Below are 15,393 nucleotides of genomic sequence, written 5' to 3' on the forward strand. Positions count from 1 at the left end.
AGCGCCGGTCGTGCTCATCCCGGTCGGAGTCCCCGCGCTCATGCGGCAGAGAGGGCCGAGCGCAGCTGCTCCATCGTCGGCGCGCCCGCGAGCCCGTCGGGCGTGACATAGATGCGGCACGCGAGCCCGACCGTCGCGTTCGGGTCGGGGAACAGGTCGGCACCGTTGACCACCATGCTCGGCGATCCTCGGAAACCGATCGCTTCCGCCTGCTCCACCGACTCGACCAGCAACCGCTTCACGGTCAGATCGGGCTGATCCTGAGCGATTTCCGCGAGACGCGTCGCCGCGACCGTCCAGTTCGGGCATCCATCGAAGTACTGCAAGGTGATCTCCACGACCCGACCGTAAACCCTGTACCGGACTGCAAGGTCAAGTGGTGGAATGAGGTCATGCGCATCGGAGAACTTGCCCACACCACCGGAGTGAGCGCACAGACGATCCGGTTCTACGAACGCCAAGGGCTCCTGCCCTTCCCCGAGCGGGAGACGAACGGATACCGGCAGTACGGCGACGACGCCGCCGCGCGGTTGCGGTTCATCCGGGCGTCCCAGACCGCCGGCTTGACCCTCACGGACATCAGCAGCGTCCTCGCGCTTCGACAGGCAGGGGAAACGCCCTGCGAGCACGTCACCACCCTGCTCACCAGCAGGCTCGATGACGTCCGCGCCCGGCAGCGAGAACTCGCGCTCCTAGAGACCGAGCTGGAGAACGCACTCGTCGCGAGCCGCGAACTCGACCCCGCCGACTGCACCGCCAACAGCGTGTGCCAGATCATCACCAGCTCACGCCCGGCCCTCCCATAGACGAACGTCAGCGGCACACCGCGCACAGTGATTCGGCCACCCGGTGTGAATCACGGCGTTCTGTGGCTGCGTTCTGACGTCGTTCCGTGTCGCTCGGGGGTGAGATGAACTAGTTCCGCTGTGCGGTCGCGGCGAACCTCGAACCCTTGCGCGTCAGGAGCGGACGAGTCGGGCGATGGCGTCGGACGCTTCTCGCAGCTTGATCTTCGCGTCGTCACCGCCGGCCGCAGCGGCCTCGAGGACGCAGTGGTTGAGGTGGTCGTTAAGGAGACCGAGTGCGACGGATTCAAGGGCGCTGGTCGTGGCAGAGATCTGGGTGAGGATCTTGATGCAGTACTGCTCGTCCTCGACCATGTTCTGGAGCCCTCGGACTTGTCCCTCGATGCGGCGCAGCCGGCGGAGGTACTGGTCCTTGTCGGAGATGTAGCCGTGGGTGCCGGCGGTGTCGTCGTGCTCGGTGGTTTGCTCGGTCACGGTGTCCTCGTCCCCCTCGTGCTGGTGCAGCTCGTCCGCTGCTGGTGTGGGTCGGACGGGTACGGAGAGGGTTTTCAGCCGCTCCGGCTGCTTTCTGCATACTCTAGGGGGGTATGCCCGGGCGTCCTCATCGATGCTCGGGGTGGAGTGACGTGCGGTTTCGGAGGTGTGGATCATGAGCGACAGCGTCGTTTCTAAGCTGTCCGCGCCGCTGACGCGCGCGGTGGTCGTGGTGCTGACGTTGGCGGCTCTGCTGCTGGGCGTGTTCGCGATGCACTCCATGATGGGCAGCCACTCCGACGCCTCCCTGTCCGCAGGACACGCGCACGCGCAGTCCGATGCTCACGCCGATCCGGTGGCCGCCTCGACCGGCGGGATGGCTTTCGCGGCCGGCGCCGATCAGGGCGCGGTCGTGCCGATGGTGCCGTGTGATGACAGTTGCGCGATGGGGTGCGCGCTGATGGCGGCGACGTGCGTCATCGTGTTCTTCCTCGCGTCCCTGATCCTCCTGGACCGGGTGCCCGCGATGTTCGCGCGCGTATTGGACGCGGGTCCGCGTCTGGTGCGGCTGGTGCCGCGCGCAAGGTTCCACGTGTATCTGCCGTCGTTGACGGTGTTGTCGATCAGTCGCACCTGATTCGCCTGTGATCGCAGCGTCCGCTGCGACCTCTCTACCGTGCCCGCGGGGCGCGGTTCCGGCGATTTCTGCAACCGACTGAACGGATACGACGACTCATGAACACCAAGCGCACTCTTCTCGCCTCGACTCTCGCTCTGGCGACCGCGATCACTCTTACCGCCTGCTCGGACAGCTCCTCCGGATCGGGCGGCATGGAGGGAATGGACCACGGCGGCTCCTCCTCGTCCGCGTCCGCGGCGCCGTCCTCGTCTTCGACTGCTGCGGCGGAGGTGGACTTCAACGATCAGGACGTGATGTTCGCGCAGATGATGAAGCCCCACCACGAGCAGGCGGTGGAGATGTCCGACATGATCCTCGCGAAGGACGGCATCAGCACCGACGTCACCGACCTCGCGACCCAGATCAAGGAAGCTCAGGGGCCGGAAATTTCTCAGCTCGAGGAGTGGCTCACCGCGTGGGGGGCTGAGGACTCGATGTCGGGCATGGATCACAGCATGGACGGGATGATGTCCGACGAGGACATGTCCGCGCTGGAGAGCGCGACCGGCGCCGAGGCGGAGAAGCTGTTCCTCGAGCAGATGATGATGCACCACGAGGGTGCTGTGGAGATGGCGCAGACCGAGGTCGATAAGGGCCAGAACGCGGACGCGATCGAGATGGCGGAGATGATCGTGCAGACGCAGACGGAGGAGATTGCGACCATGCAGGACCTCCTCGCGTCCCGCTGACCCGCCTTCTCTGACGCCCCTTCCCCCTCCTCCTGGGCAGGCGCAGCGCTGCTGCGTCGCGCCCGGGCGCGCGCGATACCGCCGCGCCCCGGTGGGGGTCGCCGTACCTGGCGATCCCCACCCCTCTCTTCTTTGCGCTCATCGAGGGCGCTCGAACCAGAAACGTTCCCCATGCACCACACCCCTCTTCGTTCACGTCCCCGTCGCGCGGGAGTTGCCCGGTGAGCGGCGCGTCGACGCCGACGAACGATCCGCGCCGCCGTGACGTGCACCGCACCCGGACCAGCGCCCGCGAGACGTCCCCCCGGCAGGCGGTACTCACGCTTGGCCGCCGGACGACGTACACGGCGCCCTCGCGCGCAGACGCTCACGCGTTGCAGCAGGCCGCCCGCGCCGCGGCCCGCCCGCGACCGACCCCGCCGGGCACGGCCACGATGCGGCCGCGCCTGGCCGGGATGTCCGCGATGACTCTCGTCACGATGATCGCGGTGACCTCCTCCATGCCCGCGTTCGCCGTGGAAGGCACCCCGACCACGACCGCGACCCTGGCCGTCAGCGAGGTGCAGCCGCAGACGTTCGTCGCCGCCGGCGCCGTGCAGCTCACCGTCACCCGTGACGCGTTCGGCGCGGAAGCCAAACCCGAGGTGCTGGTGACCGCCGCCGTCGCCACGGCCCTCGTGGACGACGCATCAGAAGACTCCGCCGCGTCCCTCGAGGACAGCGGCATCGCGGGTGCCGCCTGGCGGGTGCCGGTCGCGGGCCGCATCTCGAGCACCTTCGGTCCGCGCCCGAATGCTCCGGTCTCGGGAGTGAGCCCGTTCCACAAGGGCACCGACCTCGCCGCCCCCTGCGGAACACCCGTGGTCGCCGCAACCGGTGGGACCGTCGAGGAAGCCGACTACGCCGGCAGCTACGGCAACTGGATCCTGGTGGAGAGCAGCGACGGCATCGAGACGGGCTACGCGCACAACAGCGACCTGCTCGTGAACGTGGGCGACACGGTCGCCGCCGGCGACCTCATCGCACTCGTGGGCTCCACCGGAGCGTCCTCCGGCTGCCACCTGCACTTCGAGACCCGCGTGGACGGGAGCCCCGTGGACCCGGAGGTTTTCATGAGCGATCTGGGTGTCGGTCTTGGCTGACCCGCGCACGACACCCGCCCGCCGGGCGGGCGCCGCGGCGGTCCTCGTGTTCGCCGTCACCGCATCCCTGTTCCTCAGCGCGCCGGCCTCGCAGGCGGCGGAGTATCCGAGTTGGGAGCAGGTGCAGAGCGCTCGCGCGAGCGAGGCGAGCACCCAAACGCAGATCACCGAGCTGACCGGCCTGCTGGAAAGGTTGGAGGCGGACGTCGCCGCCGCGCAGCGGGAGCAGCAGCAGCGCGGCGAAGCGTACGAACGAGCTCAGGGCGCCTACGACCGGGCGAATCACCGTGCGGCGACGTTGCAGGAGCAGGCGGACGCCGCCTCCGATCGCGCGGACACGTCGCAGGTGCAGGCGGGCCGTCTCGCGGCATCCCTGTCCCGCACCGCCGGCTCGAACCTCACCCTGTCGCTGCTGACAGGGAAGGACAGCAGCAGCCTCCTGAATCAGCTCGCGACGATGAGCAAGCTGGCCGAGAAGACGGACACGATCTACGCCACCGCGACCGCGGACGCGAACACCGCCCAGGCGCTCACCGAGCAGGCGGACATCGCGAAAGCGGAGCTGGGCGAGCTGGCGAGCGCGTCGCAGAACGCGCTGGCCGACGCGATCGCGGCCAGCGACGCTGTGCAGCAGCGCCGCGACGAGCAGGCGGTGAACGCGGCCACGTTGCAGGCGCAGCTCAGCGTCCTCACCGAGGACCGCGAAGCGACCGAGGCCGACTATCAGCGCGGCGAAGACGCGCGGCGTGCCGCCGAAACGGCCGCCGCCGCGCAGGCCGCGCAAGCCGCCGCCGCCCGCGCCGCGCAAGCCGCCGCCACCGCCGTCCGCACCGCGCCCGCACCCGTGTCCGGTGGGAACGCCCCCGTCTCCCGCCCGGCCGCCCCGGCCGCCGGCAGTGCGGCGCCGGTGCCGTCGGGGTCGGGGTGGGTGAGGCCGGTGTCGGGGTGGATCAGTTCCGCGTTCGGGCCGCGCCCGAACCGGCCGGTCGCCGGAGTCGGGTCCTTCCACTACGGCACCGACCTCGCGGCCGGCTGCGGAGTGCCCGTCGCCGCCGCGTCCGCCGGGACCGTCGCCTACTCCGGGCCGCTGGGCTCCTACGGCAACTGGGTGCTCCTGGATCACGGGAACGGCATCCAGACCGGCTACGCCCACAACAGCACCAACCTCGTCTCCGTCGGGCAGAGCGTCACCGCGGGGCAGAGCATCGCCCTCGTCGGCTCCACCGGTGCATCCTCCGGCTGCCACCTCCACTACGAGACCCGCGTCAACGGCGCCCGCGTCGACCCCGAACCGTTCATGAGCGCCCGAGGAGTGACCCTTGGCTGAGCACCCGCACCGCCCGCGCCGTCTCGTCGTGGCGATCGGCGCCGCGGTGACGGTGGCGCTGCTCGCCGGCTGCACCATGTCGGACCGTGCAGAAACCGGCGCGCTCGTAGCCGCCCCGGAAGGGTTGGAGCATGTGCACGGGCTGGGTTGGGATCCGGCGACCGGACTCACCTACGCGGCCGCGCACTCGGGAGTGTGGGTGATCCCGACCGACACCCTCCCCGACACCTACCCCACCACCAGCGCCGGTGCGCCTTCGGGTGAGGGGCCGATCGGTGGGCGGGCGCAGGACACGATGGGGTTCACGATCACCCCGGAAGGCGTGTTCTACGCCTCCGGGCATCCCGACCCCGCCGAGACGTCAGCGCCGGGTCCGAATCTGGGCCTGATCCGCAGCACCGACGCGGCCGCGACCTGGGAGCCGCTGTCCCTCAGCGGAGAGACGGACTTCCACGACCTCGCGACCGTCGCCCTCACCGGCACTACCACCCGCGTCTACGGATACGACGCGACCGGCGGCGCCATCCTCCGAAGCGACGACTCCGGCGCCACCTGGACCCCGGCCGCACGCCTGCCGCTACGGGATCTGACCGCGGACCCGGAGCGCCCCGACCGGGTGTTCGCGACCACCGAGACCGGCTTGCAGATCAGCGACGACGCGGCGGTCACCTTCCGGCCCGTCCCCGGCGCGCCCGCCCTGTTCCTCGTGGACAGCAGTGCCGGCGGGGAGCTGGTGGGTGTCGACGTCGACGGAGTGCTGTGGACGGGGACTCTGGAGGGCTCCTGGCGAAGCCACGGAAGGGTCGAGGGGACGCCGGAGGCGTTCACGCTCGTCGACGGCGAAGAACAGTGGCTCCTCGTCGCCGACGAGCGCGGCGTGGTCGCCAGCGGCGACTACGGACGCACCTGGACGGTGCTGCGGCCCTCCTCGTGAGGGACCGGGCTGGTGCCGCGCTCGCGCGCGGCGCGAGTGCTGGCCTGCGGGGACAGGTCCAGCCGGCGCAGCAGTTGCGCGTTCACAGCGACGACGACCGTGGACGCCGACATCAGCAGCGCACCCACCGACATCGGCAGCACGAACCCGATCGGGGCCAGCACTCCCGCAGCCAGCGGGACGGAGAGCAGGTTGTAGCCGGCCGCCCACCACAGGTTCTGCTTCATCTTCCGGTAGCTCGCCCTCGACAGCTCGATCACCGACAGCACCGACCGGGGATCATCGGACGCCAGGATCACCCCGGCGGACGCGATCGCGACATCGGTGCCCGCACCGATCGCGATCCCCACGTCAGCCTGCGCGAGAGCGGGCGCATCGTTGACACCGTCACCGACCATCGCGACCCGCCGGCCCTCGTTCTGCAGCTCGATCACCTTCGCGGCCTTGTCCTCCGGCTTCACCCCCGCGAACACCCGATCGATACCGAGCTCCGCGCCGACGGTGTTCGCGACGGCTTCGGCGTCGCCGGTGATCATGACCACCTGCACGCCGATCGCGTGCAGCGCGTCCACGGCCTGCCGGGACTCCTCCCGCACCTCATCCGCGAGCCCCAACGCCCCGATAACCCGGCCGTCGCGGAGCACGTGCAGGATGATCATCCCTTCCGCCTCCCACGCCCGCGTCTGCTCGAGCGGCGCCGCGTCGTGCGCGCGGAGCATCGACGGACCCCCCACACTCACTGCCCGCCCCTCGACGTGCGCGGTGACACCGACCGCGGTCGACGCCTCGAACCCGGTCGCCGCCGACACCCGCACACCGCGGTCGCGTGCAGCGTTCACGATGGCCCGCGCCAGCGGGTGCTCACTGTCCGCCTCCACCGCTGCGGCGACCGCAAGCAGCTCCTCCTCGCCCACACCCTCGACGGTGTGCACGGCGGTCAGCGTCGGCTCACCCTTGGTCAGGGTGCCGGTCTTATCGAACAGGACCGTGGTCACCGTCCGCATGCTCTCCAACGCCAGACGGTCCTTCACGAGCACGCCACCCTTCGCGGCGCGCTCGGTCGCGATGGACACCACCAGCGGGATCGCCAGGCCCAGCGCGTGCGGGCACGCGATCACCAGGACCGTGATCGTGCGGATCACCGCCTCATCAGGGCTGCCCAGCAGCGACCACACGATCGCGGTGATCACGCCCGCGCCCAACGCGAACCAGAACAGCCACCCGGCCGCGACATCCGCGATGCGCTGCGCCCTCGAGGAGGAGTTCTGCGCCTCGGTGACCAGGCGTTGGATGCCGGCGAGAGCCGTGTCATCTCCGACCGCCGTCACCTCCACCCGCAGGGCCGTGTCCGTGGCGACCGTGCCGGCGACGACCATCGACCCCGGTCCTCGGCTGACCGCTCGGGACTCCCCGGTGATCATCGACTCGTCCATATCCGCGGTGCCCTCGAGCACTCGGCCATCGGCCGGCACCCGGCCGCCGGGACGCACGATCACGACGTCGCCCTGCACCAGGTCCGCGGGAGACACCTTCTCCACGCCGCTCTCGCGCACCCGCTCCGCCTCATCCGGCAGCAGCGCCGCGAGGGAATCCAAGGCGGAGGAGGTCTGTGCGAGGGAGCGCATCTCGATCCAGTGCCCGAGCAGCATGATCACGATCAGCAGCGCGAGCTCCCACCAGAAATCGAGCTCGTGATCCAGCAGCCCCAGGCTTGCACCCCACGATGCGAGGAACGCGACCGTGATCGCCAACGCGATCAGCAGCATCATCCCCGGCGTCTTCGAGCGCAGCTCCGACACCGCGCCTTCAAGGAACGGCCGGCCGCCCCACACGTACATGACCGTGCCCAGCACCGGCGAGATCCACGCGACCCACGACGCCTCCGGCAGCGAATAGCCCAGGATCATCGCGAACATGCCGCTGAAACCCACCACCGGCACCGCGAAAACCAACATGATCCAGAACAGACGCCGGAACTGGCCCACGTGATCACCGTGACCTCCGTGACCCGCGTGACCGCTGTGCCCTGCGTGGCCGTCGTGCTCGCCGTGGCCCGGGTGACCGGCAGGGTCACCGTGCTCGCTGCTGACCGGATGCCCGGCGTGACCGTCCGGAGCCGTACTCACGGCCTGACCGTGCGACGCCCCGCGCTCTCCCGGCATCGCGTGGCCGCCGTGCTCGGACTGCGCCGGCATTGGCGTCGCCCCGTGATGCTCACCGTGCCCGCTCGAATGCCCCTCGTGCTTGACCATCGTGACTCCTTCCGGCCTGAACCGACCTCACCGAACCGTATACCCCCCCGGGGTATCTGACAACGGGGTTGAAGGCTCGTTCATTCCCGGAGCTGGACACTCCTGGACACGCACGACTCCGCAGACGTCACCTGTCCACGCGCGCTCCCGCGGCCCGGCAGGACGCCACCGGGACACCCGCCGCGAGGCCGCACCTCGCGGATCCGACATCACCGACGACCTGCTCACCCGACGAACGGAACACGCTCTTGCTACTGGAACTGCTCACGGAACTCACCACCACCCCGCCGTCCCCGGCGACCCCCACCCCCGCGCCGTTCAACGAGGACACCGTCACTCCGGGCCTGTTCGGCTTCCTGCTGACCTTCCTCGTCGCGGGAGCCGCCGTCCTGCTGTCCGTCGACATGATCCGGCGCGTCCGACGAACGACCTACCGGGAGATCGTGTCCCGGCAGCTCGACCTCGAAGAAGCGCACGCACAGCAGAAGAACACCGACGAGCAGTAGCGGCACCTCCCGCGACCGCGCCGCCGCAAGCCCGCCGTGCAGCGCGACGACCAGGGCCGCTATCTAGGCTGTGGCTCATGAGTTACTCCGACCCCGCCGGCACGCCTCCGCCGCCGCGACCTGTGTGGGTAAAGGTGTTCTCGCTCGTCGTTGCTGCGCTCGGGATCGTCTTCATCGCCGTGCACCTGCTCACCGGCGGCGGAGCTCAGATGATGAACCACTGATGATGTTCACCCCGCGCGCCCGGCAACTCGCCCTCACCGTGCACGTGCTGGTCTCGGTCGGCTGGTTCGGCGCCGTCTGCGCCTTCCTCGCGATCGCCGTTCTCGGAGCGACGAACAGCGACCCCCTCGTGGTGCGCGGCGCGTACCTGGCGCTGGAACCGGTGGGGATGCTCGTGATCGTGCCGTTCGCCCTCGCCTCCCTCGCGACCGGGATCCTCCAAGGACTCGGGACGCACTGGGGGCTGCTGCGTCACTACTGGGTGGCGATCAAACTCTGGCTGACCGTCTTCGCGACCGCAGTCCTCCTCATCCACACCCGCCTGATCGGGACGATGGCCGCCGCCGCCCACAACGGCCAGATCCCCGCGACGCTCGACGGCACCCGCACGCAGCTCGTCGTCGCAACGCTCGGCGGCGCGATCGTCCTCACCGTCATCATCGGACTGTCGATCCTCAAGCCCCGAGGTCTCACGAGGCGCGGCCTCCACCAGACCCGCCCGTCACGAGTGACCGGTGCTGCGCCCCGCGGGCGCCCGTGAATTCCTTGCCCGAATAGCTCACGGCGCAGCGAGCGGACGCTCACACAGAACGCCCGTTCTCTGTCGCGGCGGGATAAGGATCCTGTTGAGCGCCCAGGATCCGCGTGTATCGTGATCATCACAACGGGCCGGTTCCCGGAACGTTGCCAGCCGAAGACCCCGCCTCGCGGGGTCTTCATTTTTAAGGCGTCCAGATCCAATCGTGCGATGTCGACGCGTCGATCAGGCCGCCCAGGCGTCCGATTGACGGAGGTGCTGGTCTTGCGGAGGTGTTTGCTGTCGCTCGTCGCCTGCTGATCTAGTCGTCATCATCATCGTCGTCCTCCACGAGTTCGCCTTCCCAGGCCTCGCGGCCCTCGTGGATCGCGAAGAGGGCGATGACGAAGCCCGCAACGGGGTCCAGCCACGCCGCACCGGTGAGCGCGTACAGAACGAGTCCGACGAGGGTGGAGACGCTCAGCAGGACGCAGATTCGGGTCTCTGCGGCGTCCGCGAGGATCAGGGGGTCACCGAGCTTCTTCCCGACGCGGGTCTTCAGCCCGGCGAGCACCGGCATGACGATGATCGAGAGGGCCAGGAGCACGATGCTGACGGGCGAGGACTCGGGAGCCTCACCCTCGATCAGGCTCCGGATGCCCTCGATGGTCACGTACGCGGCGAGGAGGAAGAACGTCACCGCGACGAATTTCAGCGTGCGCCGCTCCTTGGCCTCGTCCGCTTCGCCGTGTCGCAGCCGCGCCGCCAGACGCAGGCCCACCAGCACGGCGGCGATCGATTCGATACCGGAATCGATGCCGAACCCGATCACGGACACGAGTCCCGCGGCGATGCCCGCCGCGATCGCGACGATCCCCTCGATGACGTTGTAGGCGACGGTGAACTGCGCGAGGCGCAGCCCGCGTCGGGTCAACTGTTCGGTCTCGGTGGGCGTGGGCATGGGTGTGGGTGTGGGTGTGGGCGTGCTCATTCTGCGGTCCTGTCGGGCGAGGGAATGGAAGGTCAGATGGGGAGGACGAACCCGTTGATGAGGTTCTGCAGGCGGTAGATCAACTGGGTCCACAGGCCGGTGACCATCGCGGTGCCGATGAGGATCAGCAGCCCTCCGCCGAGGAGGTTGATGGTGCGGATGTGGCGCTTGAGGAAGCTGGTCGCGGTTGCCGCCCAGGAGAATCCGAGCGCGATCAGCAGGAACGGGATCCCCAAGCCCAGGCAGTACAGCAGCCCGAGCAGCGCGCCGCGGCCCGCGGACGCCCCGTCCAGGCTCAACGCGGAGATCGCGGCGAGGGTGGGTCCGAAGCAGGGCGTCCACCCGAGCCCGAACACGACACCGAGCAGGGGTGCTCCGGCGAGTCCGGTTGCCGGTTTCCAGCGGGGACGGATCGTGCGTTGCAGGAACCGAACCTGACCGATGAACACGACACCCATGAGGATCACGAGCACGCCGAGGATGCGGGTGACGGTGTCCTGCCATTCGAGCAGCCACGTGCCGAGCGCGCCGAACGCGGCACCGTAGGCGATGAAGACGACGGCGAAGCCGGCGACGAACAGGCCCACCCCGGCGACGAGGCGACGGCGGCTGCCCGCGGCGAGGTCCGGGTTCCCGCCGATGTAGGCGAGGTAGCCGGGAACGAGGGGCAGCACGCACGGGGACGCGAACGAGACGAGCCCGGCGAGGACCGCGATGGGTGCAGCGAGCAACAGTTGGCCGCTGAACACGGCCTCTCCCCAGTTCACGACGCCGCCTCCGCGATGGTGTCCGCGATGAGGGTGTCGAGGATCGAGCGGGCCGTGACGCGGCCGAGGATCCGCGCGGCGGGCCGACCCTCGACGTCGAGGACGAGGGTGGTGGGGACGGCGTTCGCGGCGAACTTCCCAGCGAACGCGAGAGCCACCGCGGCGTCGGTGTCGATGATCGAAGGGTAGGTGATGTCGTAGGTGTTCGCGAACGCCACGGCCGTCTCGGCCTGGTCGCGGACGTTGACCCCCAGAAACGTCGCGCCGTTCCCGTCGTACTGCTCGTGCAGCGCCTGGAGGTCGGGTGCTTCGGCGCGGCAGGGGGCGCACGCGGCGTACCAGAAGTTCACAACGAGCACCTGCCCGCGATAGTCGTCCGAGCTGATCGACTCCCCGGTCTCGCCTGTTCCCACGAACTCCACCGGCTCGCCGCGGCTGCCAATCGGCCACTCGATGACCGTGCCGTCGCCGGCGACGTAGTTCTTGTTCGACCCGCCCCGGTACTGCTCCGCGAGGTCATCGCGGGCGCACCCGCTGGTCGCCAAGCCGATCACGGCGAGCGGGGGGAAGGTCAGCAGGGCGCGGCGGGTGAGGGCGCTCACGAGGTGACCGCGATCAGAGTGCTGGTTGTCACGGTGGTGCTTTCTGTCAGGCCGGTGATCGTCGCGCGACGAACGGTCGCGGAGGATTTGCGAGGGGTTAGGACGGGGGGCGGCGAAGTGATCACGTTTCGGACCTGCGCGGTTCGGGACTGTCGTGCTTGCCGAAGACCTGGAGGACAGCCCAGCCGGCGATGCCACAGGTGGCGAAGATGTCCGCGACGTTGAAGATCGCGAACCAGTCGACCGCGATGAAGTCCACGACCTCCCCGCTGAGGGGAGTGCCTGTTGCGCGGCTGATGCGGTCCCAGATGTTCCCGGCGCCACCCCCAGCGGCAAGAGCCAGGAGAGCCGTGCCGCCCATCGGCGCGCCTCGAGCGGCACGCACGAAGACCCAGACCGTGAGAGCGCCGGCGATGCCGATCAGTCCCACCGCCAGCGGCGGGCCCAGCTCCGAGCCCATCCCGAACGCGACGCCGGGATTGAAGATCAACTTCAGCCGGGCGCCCAGCGCGAGCTCGATGGTGCGCCCGTCGCCTAGCTCCGTGAGCGCCCAGCTCTTGGTGAGCTGATCGAGGGCGAACGCTGCCGCGATCAGCGCGGCCGCCACCGCCACTCGGAACGCGGCCGTGCGCGTCGCGGCCATCAGAAGAGTTCGAGGAGTCGGGGCAGGACACCCGACTCGATCAGGATGAAGAGCCCCAGACCGATGAACACGGCAGGCACGAGCCAGTGCTCGACCCGCTCGAGCAGCTCCGTGACTGTCTTGTTCGTCCCGACGACGCGAGCGACCAGGCACCACACCGCCACGAGCAGGAAGAACACGATGATCGTGACCACCGTGTCCGCGACCGGGCTGGTACGGAACACCGGCGTGTACAGCGAGATGTTGTCCGCGCCGTTCGCAATCGTGATGCCCGCGACACCCAGCAGCCCGACCGCGCTGATCGAGCCCTCATCGTCATCGTCATCGTCGCCCCTGTTGCGCAGGGTGCGGATCAGCCCGTACAGACCGATCGCCAGAGGAATCAGGCCCAGCAGGCCCACCCACTCATCCGGAATGATCGTCAGACCGGCGGCAGCGACCACGCTGATCGCGACGAGAGTCGCGAAACCGAGATACTGCCCCGCGACGACCTTCCATGCCGGCAACGAGCCGCGCGCGGACGCGAGGAACAGCACCGTCAAAACCACGATGTCATCGATGTTCGTCGCTGCGAACAAACCGATCGCCGCGGCGATCGTGCCGATCACTTCGCAGCCCCCGCGTCGCGGCTCACCGTCGACGCGGCATCCGCGTCGGTTGCGTCCCGGGAGTCCGTTCCGAACATGCCGCACAGGTCGACCTGGAAGCCCGTCGCTTCCAGTAGAGCCTCTGCGGACTCCAGCAGGTCGATCAGCTCCGGCCGGGCCAGGGAGTAGAACACCTGTCGCCCCTCCGCGCGCCCCACCACGAGGCCGCATTCACGCAGGCAGCTCATGTGCTCCGAGGCCGTGGACTGCGCCACACCCAACTCGGCCACGAGATCGCTCACCCGAGCCTCCCCCTGCCGCAAGCGCCTCACGATTTGGAGACGCTTCGGGTCAGCCAAGGAATGGAACAGGGATACGGCGGCAGACGTGCCCCGCACAGAATCAATCGGCATACACCGATGTTATCGACTGAAATCGATCAGATCGAAACCAGCGCATCTGCGATCGACCGTCCGAGCTGAGCGCAGAGTGAAGCGACGAGTCAGGCGGTCGGCTCGTTCCGTGCCCCCGCCAGGGACAGGGCGAGCGACTCGCCCCCTCCGCCTTCGCTCGATCCAGCGGCGGACGGCTCCACGGCCGAGTGCCCGCTTAGAGAATTACTCCTGCCGGTTCTAGCATTCCCCCCAGGGGTAACGTGCTGCTAGGGTCGTGCTATGGCTGAGACCGAGGAGCGCGATGCGGATGGGCTGCTGCGGCAGCTCGTCGCGTCCGTGTCGGCGATCCCGGATCCGATCGAGCGCGCGAGTGAATGTGTACGCGTCGGGGAAGAGGTTCGGGGCCTTCACTCGCAGCTGGCTGCGGTGCGGCGGAAGGCAATCTATGAGGCGACACTCAAACCGGGAGCAACGGGACGTAGCGTCGCGGCCGAGCTGGGAGTGAGCGCGAAGACCGTTTCGCAAGCGTCGGCGGAGTATCGCCGTACCGACCTGGAGATGCTGCGCGATCTTGTTCTCGCGGCGAAGGTTGGGAGCCAGGAAGATCCCGACGTCGCCCATGCGGAGGCGATGCTCGCGAGCACGACCGCGGTCGGTGTTCTTGCTCATGTCGTCGCCAAGTTGTCGGGCCATTGGTACCGGGCCGCCGATTTCGATTCGGACGACGACCACTGGTGGAAGATCCACGACGGTTTCGAGCGCGCTCAGTACCTGAGCGGGCTAGCGGGCTTGGAGAGGTCTCGACCCGCCACCGTTGATGCGGCCGAGCAGGACGACCCGCACACGCCTGCGGTGCTGCGATGGCCGTGCAGGCTTCTCAACGCCATGCCCGGCATCAGAGCTCACGCGACGACCGACGAGCGCCGAGGGCGCCCGGTCTGGACCCTCTGGTGGAATATCAAATCAGCCGACAGCCACGTCGACATCTTTTCCGCCGGCCCCTCAGGTGACGGCTGGCTGGTCACGGAATGGCTCGTCTGGCTCGTCCGGGACTACCGCATCGCTGGCAGGACGATCGCATCGACGGTCACCGCTCCTCCTCCCATGCTCAATGAGCCGGGCAACATGCTGACGTTCACGATCGAGGCGCCCCTCGATGGCGAGGATGCGGTCGATCCGCGCGAGTTCGGGCGGTCGATCGTCAGGCTGTGGGGCGGAGCGGCCAGCGATCGCGACCGGACCGGCTACTTCGAGATCAATTGGCCTCCCGAGGACGAGACGTGAGCGCCGCCTCCGTCTTCGTCGACGAGTCGAAAGCAAAGGACTACCTGCTCATCGCGGCGGCGATCATTCCCCGTGACATCGCGGAATCGCGGCGCACGGTTCGCGCTCTACTCCTTCCCGGGCAGCCTCGCCTTCACATGAAGCAGGAGAACGAGTCGCGAAAGCGACTCCTGCTCGACACTTTCGCCACCCTCGACACCACGGTGACGATCTTCCGGGCTCCGCGGGACCTCGGCAGCGAGGTCGTCCGCCGTCGACGCTGCCTTGAGGAACTCGTCGGCACCATCGGCCCTACCGGAGGCCGTCTCTGCCTCGAGCGCGATGAGACGCTGGTCGCGCGCGACAAGCAGTGCATGATCGAGGCGACCCGCCGCACCGGGAGCGTCGGCACCTTGGAGTACTGGCACGAGTCTGCGGCCAGCGAGCCGCTGCTCGCGATCCCCGACGCCGTGGGGTGGGCGTGGGCTCGCGGCGGAGACTGGCGGCGGCGCGCGCAATCGATGATCAGTGCAGTGATCGACATCACACCCTGAATGCGCGAAACCCGAGCGCCGCGTCCATTCCGGACGGGTCTCG

Annotated in this window: 20 protein-coding genes; 11 read left to right on the top strand and 9 right to left on the bottom strand. The window is 68.9% G+C overall.

What is annotated here, in order from left to right:
- Window positions 1-38 precede the first annotated feature (38 nt).
- Window positions 39-338: a thioredoxin family protein gene (locus tag C5C27_RS03240; protein ID WP_104313600.1), complete on the bottom strand. Its 300-nt coding sequence runs from the start codon at window positions 336-338 to the stop codon at window positions 39-41.
- A 54-nt stretch (window positions 339-392) separates the two neighbouring features.
- Here C5C27_RS03240 and C5C27_RS03245 point away from each other — a divergent pair, with 54 nt between their 5' ends.
- Entirely contained in the window at window positions 393-806 is a 414-nt protein-coding gene (locus C5C27_RS03245; RefSeq protein ID WP_104313601.1) for a heavy metal-responsive transcriptional regulator, read from the top strand.
- A 153-nt stretch (window positions 807-959) separates the two neighbouring features.
- Here C5C27_RS03245 and C5C27_RS18475 read toward each other — a convergent pair whose 3' ends face one another.
- Window positions 960-1,280, bottom strand: a complete 321-nt coding sequence (locus C5C27_RS18475) for a metal-sensitive transcriptional regulator (protein ID WP_104313602.1) — start codon at window positions 1,278-1,280, stop codon at window positions 960-962.
- A gap of 175 nt (window positions 1,281-1,455) precedes the next feature.
- On the opposite strand from C5C27_RS18475, the gene C5C27_RS03255 reads away from it, so the two are divergent.
- The 5 genes from C5C27_RS03255 to C5C27_RS03275 all read left to right on the top strand — a co-directional run bounded on the left by C5C27_RS03255 (window position 1,456) and on the right by C5C27_RS03275 (window position 6,051).
- Window positions 1,456-1,917 (top strand): hypothetical protein, encoded by a 462-nt coding sequence (locus C5C27_RS03255; protein WP_146079596.1) that lies wholly within the window; start codon window positions 1,456-1,458, stop codon window positions 1,915-1,917.
- Between the two features lie 98 nt (window positions 1,918-2,015).
- Complete coding sequence (locus tag C5C27_RS03260; protein ID WP_104313604.1) at window positions 2,016-2,648, top strand: DUF305 domain-containing protein; 633 nt, start codon at window positions 2,016-2,018, stop codon at window positions 2,646-2,648.
- Window positions 2,649-3,112: 464 nt separating this feature from the next.
- Window positions 3,113-3,790, top strand: a complete 678-nt coding sequence (locus C5C27_RS03265; RefSeq protein WP_181133434.1) for a M23 family metallopeptidase — start codon at window positions 3,113-3,115, stop codon at window positions 3,788-3,790.
- On the top strand, window positions 3,783-5,117 hold the full coding sequence (locus C5C27_RS03270) for a M23 family metallopeptidase (protein ID WP_146079597.1): 1,335 nt from the start codon (window positions 3,783-3,785) through the stop codon (window positions 5,115-5,117). Before C5C27_RS03265 ends, C5C27_RS03270 begins: the two co-directional genes overlap by 8 nt.
- Window positions 5,110-6,051 (top strand): F510_1955 family glycosylhydrolase, encoded by a 942-nt coding sequence (locus C5C27_RS03275; protein WP_146079598.1) that lies wholly within the window; start codon window positions 5,110-5,112, stop codon window positions 6,049-6,051. The genes C5C27_RS03270 and C5C27_RS03275 overlap by 8 nt, the downstream gene beginning before the upstream one ends.
- On the opposite strand, the gene C5C27_RS03280 is transcribed toward C5C27_RS03275, so the two are convergent.
- A complete protein-coding gene (locus tag C5C27_RS03280; RefSeq protein ID WP_243588137.1) occupies window positions 6,012-8,303 on the bottom strand; it encodes a heavy metal translocating P-type ATPase in 2,292 nt (763 codons plus the stop codon). The two genes, C5C27_RS03275 and C5C27_RS03280, sit on opposite strands and share 40 nt — an antisense overlap.
- A 248-nt stretch (window positions 8,304-8,551) precedes the next feature.
- On the opposite strand from C5C27_RS03280, the gene C5C27_RS03285 reads away from it, so the two are divergent.
- The 3 genes from C5C27_RS03285 (at window position 8,552) to C5C27_RS03290 (ending at window position 9,572) form a co-directional block, all read left to right on the top strand.
- Entirely contained in the window at window positions 8,552-8,809 is a 258-nt protein-coding gene (locus tag C5C27_RS03285) for a hypothetical protein (RefSeq protein WP_243588138.1), read from the top strand.
- A 77-nt stretch (window positions 8,810-8,886) separates the two neighbouring features.
- Window positions 8,887-9,033, top strand: coding sequence for a hypothetical protein (locus C5C27_RS17875; RefSeq protein ID WP_159910452.1), 147 nt, complete (start codon window positions 8,887-8,889; stop codon window positions 9,031-9,033).
- Complete coding sequence (locus C5C27_RS03290) at window positions 9,033-9,572, top strand: DUF2269 domain-containing protein (RefSeq protein WP_219813129.1); 540 nt, start codon at window positions 9,033-9,035, stop codon at window positions 9,570-9,572. The genes C5C27_RS17875 and C5C27_RS03290 overlap by 1 nt, the downstream gene beginning before the upstream one ends.
- A 298-nt stretch (window positions 9,573-9,870) precedes the next feature.
- On the opposite strand, the gene C5C27_RS03295 is transcribed toward C5C27_RS03290, so the two are convergent.
- The 6 genes from C5C27_RS03295 to C5C27_RS03320 form a co-directional block, all read right to left on the bottom strand.
- Window positions 9,871-10,632, bottom strand: coding sequence for a cation diffusion facilitator family transporter (locus C5C27_RS03295; protein WP_258066486.1), 762 nt, complete (start codon window positions 10,630-10,632; stop codon window positions 9,871-9,873).
- Window positions 10,572-11,270, bottom strand: coding sequence for a cytochrome c biogenesis CcdA family protein (locus C5C27_RS03300; RefSeq protein WP_244259537.1), 699 nt, complete (start codon window positions 11,268-11,270; stop codon window positions 10,572-10,574). Before C5C27_RS03300 ends, C5C27_RS03295 begins: the two co-directional genes overlap by 61 nt.
- A gap of 32 nt (window positions 11,271-11,302) precedes the next feature.
- Window positions 11,303-11,908: a TlpA disulfide reductase family protein gene (locus C5C27_RS03305; RefSeq protein WP_104313610.1), complete on the bottom strand. Its 606-nt coding sequence runs from the start codon at window positions 11,906-11,908 to the stop codon at window positions 11,303-11,305.
- 121 nt (window positions 11,909-12,029) lie between these two features.
- Window positions 12,030-12,551, bottom strand: a complete 522-nt coding sequence (locus C5C27_RS03310; RefSeq protein WP_104313611.1) for a signal peptidase II — start codon at window positions 12,549-12,551, stop codon at window positions 12,030-12,032.
- Complete coding sequence (locus C5C27_RS03315) at window positions 12,551-13,159, bottom strand: cadmium resistance transporter (RefSeq protein ID WP_104313612.1); 609 nt, start codon at window positions 13,157-13,159, stop codon at window positions 12,551-12,553. Before C5C27_RS03315 ends, C5C27_RS03310 begins: the two co-directional genes overlap by 1 nt.
- The gene (locus C5C27_RS03320; protein WP_104313613.1) at window positions 13,156-13,551 is read right to left on the bottom strand and encodes a metalloregulator ArsR/SmtB family transcription factor; all 396 of its coding nucleotides are present in this window, start codon (window positions 13,549-13,551) and stop codon (window positions 13,156-13,158) included. The genes C5C27_RS03315 and C5C27_RS03320 overlap by 4 nt, the downstream gene beginning before the upstream one ends.
- Window positions 13,552-13,812: 261 nt before the next feature.
- On the opposite strand from C5C27_RS03320, the gene C5C27_RS03325 reads away from it, so the two are divergent.
- Window positions 13,813-14,817 carry a hypothetical protein gene (locus C5C27_RS03325; protein WP_104313614.1) on the top strand — a complete coding sequence of 335 codons (1,005 nt, stop codon included), beginning with the start codon at window positions 13,813-13,815 and terminating at the stop codon, window positions 14,815-14,817.
- Window positions 14,814-15,350 (top strand): hypothetical protein, encoded by a 537-nt coding sequence (locus C5C27_RS03330; protein WP_104313615.1) that lies wholly within the window; start codon window positions 14,814-14,816, stop codon window positions 15,348-15,350. Before C5C27_RS03325 ends, C5C27_RS03330 begins: the two co-directional genes overlap by 4 nt.
- The last annotated feature ends 43 nt before the right edge of the window (window positions 15,351-15,393 follow it).

Origin of the sequence: Rathayibacter sp. AY2B7 (assembly GCF_002931635.1) — a bacterium.
Taxonomy (GTDB): domain Bacteria; phylum Actinomycetota; class Actinomycetes; order Actinomycetales; family Microbacteriaceae; genus Rathayibacter.

Excerpts from the sequence above, each read along its gene's own strand:
- C5C27_RS03245 (WP_104313601.1), top strand. The coding sequence starts at position 393 with ATGCGCATCGGAGAACTTGCCCACACCACCGGAGTGAGCGCACAGACG.
- C5C27_RS03255 (WP_146079596.1), top strand. The coding sequence starts at position 1,456 with ATGAGCGACAGCGTCGTTTCTAAGCTGTCCGCGCCGCTGACGCGCGCG.
- C5C27_RS03260 (WP_104313604.1), top strand. The coding sequence starts at position 2,016 with ATGAACACCAAGCGCACTCTTCTCGCCTCGACTCTCGCTCTGGCGACC.
- C5C27_RS03265 (WP_181133434.1), top strand. The coding sequence starts at position 3,113 with ATGACTCTCGTCACGATGATCGCGGTGACCTCCTCCATGCCCGCGTTC.
- C5C27_RS03280 (WP_243588137.1), bottom strand. The coding sequence starts at position 8,303 with ATGGTCAAGCACGAGGGGCATTCGAGCGGGCACGGTGAGCATCACGGG.
- C5C27_RS17875 (WP_159910452.1), top strand. The coding sequence starts at position 8,887 with ATGAGTTACTCCGACCCCGCCGGCACGCCTCCGCCGCCGCGACCTGTG.
- C5C27_RS03290 (WP_219813129.1), top strand. The coding sequence starts at position 9,033 with ATGATGTTCACCCCGCGCGCCCGGCAACTCGCCCTCACCGTGCACGTG.
- C5C27_RS03310 (WP_104313611.1), bottom strand. The coding sequence starts at position 12,551 with ATGGCCGCGACGCGCACGGCCGCGTTCCGAGTGGCGGTGGCGGCCGCG.
- C5C27_RS03320 (WP_104313613.1), bottom strand. The coding sequence starts at position 13,551 with ATGCCGATTGATTCTGTGCGGGGCACGTCTGCCGCCGTATCCCTGTTC.
- C5C27_RS03325 (WP_104313614.1), top strand. The coding sequence starts at position 13,813 with ATGGCTGAGACCGAGGAGCGCGATGCGGATGGGCTGCTGCGGCAGCTC.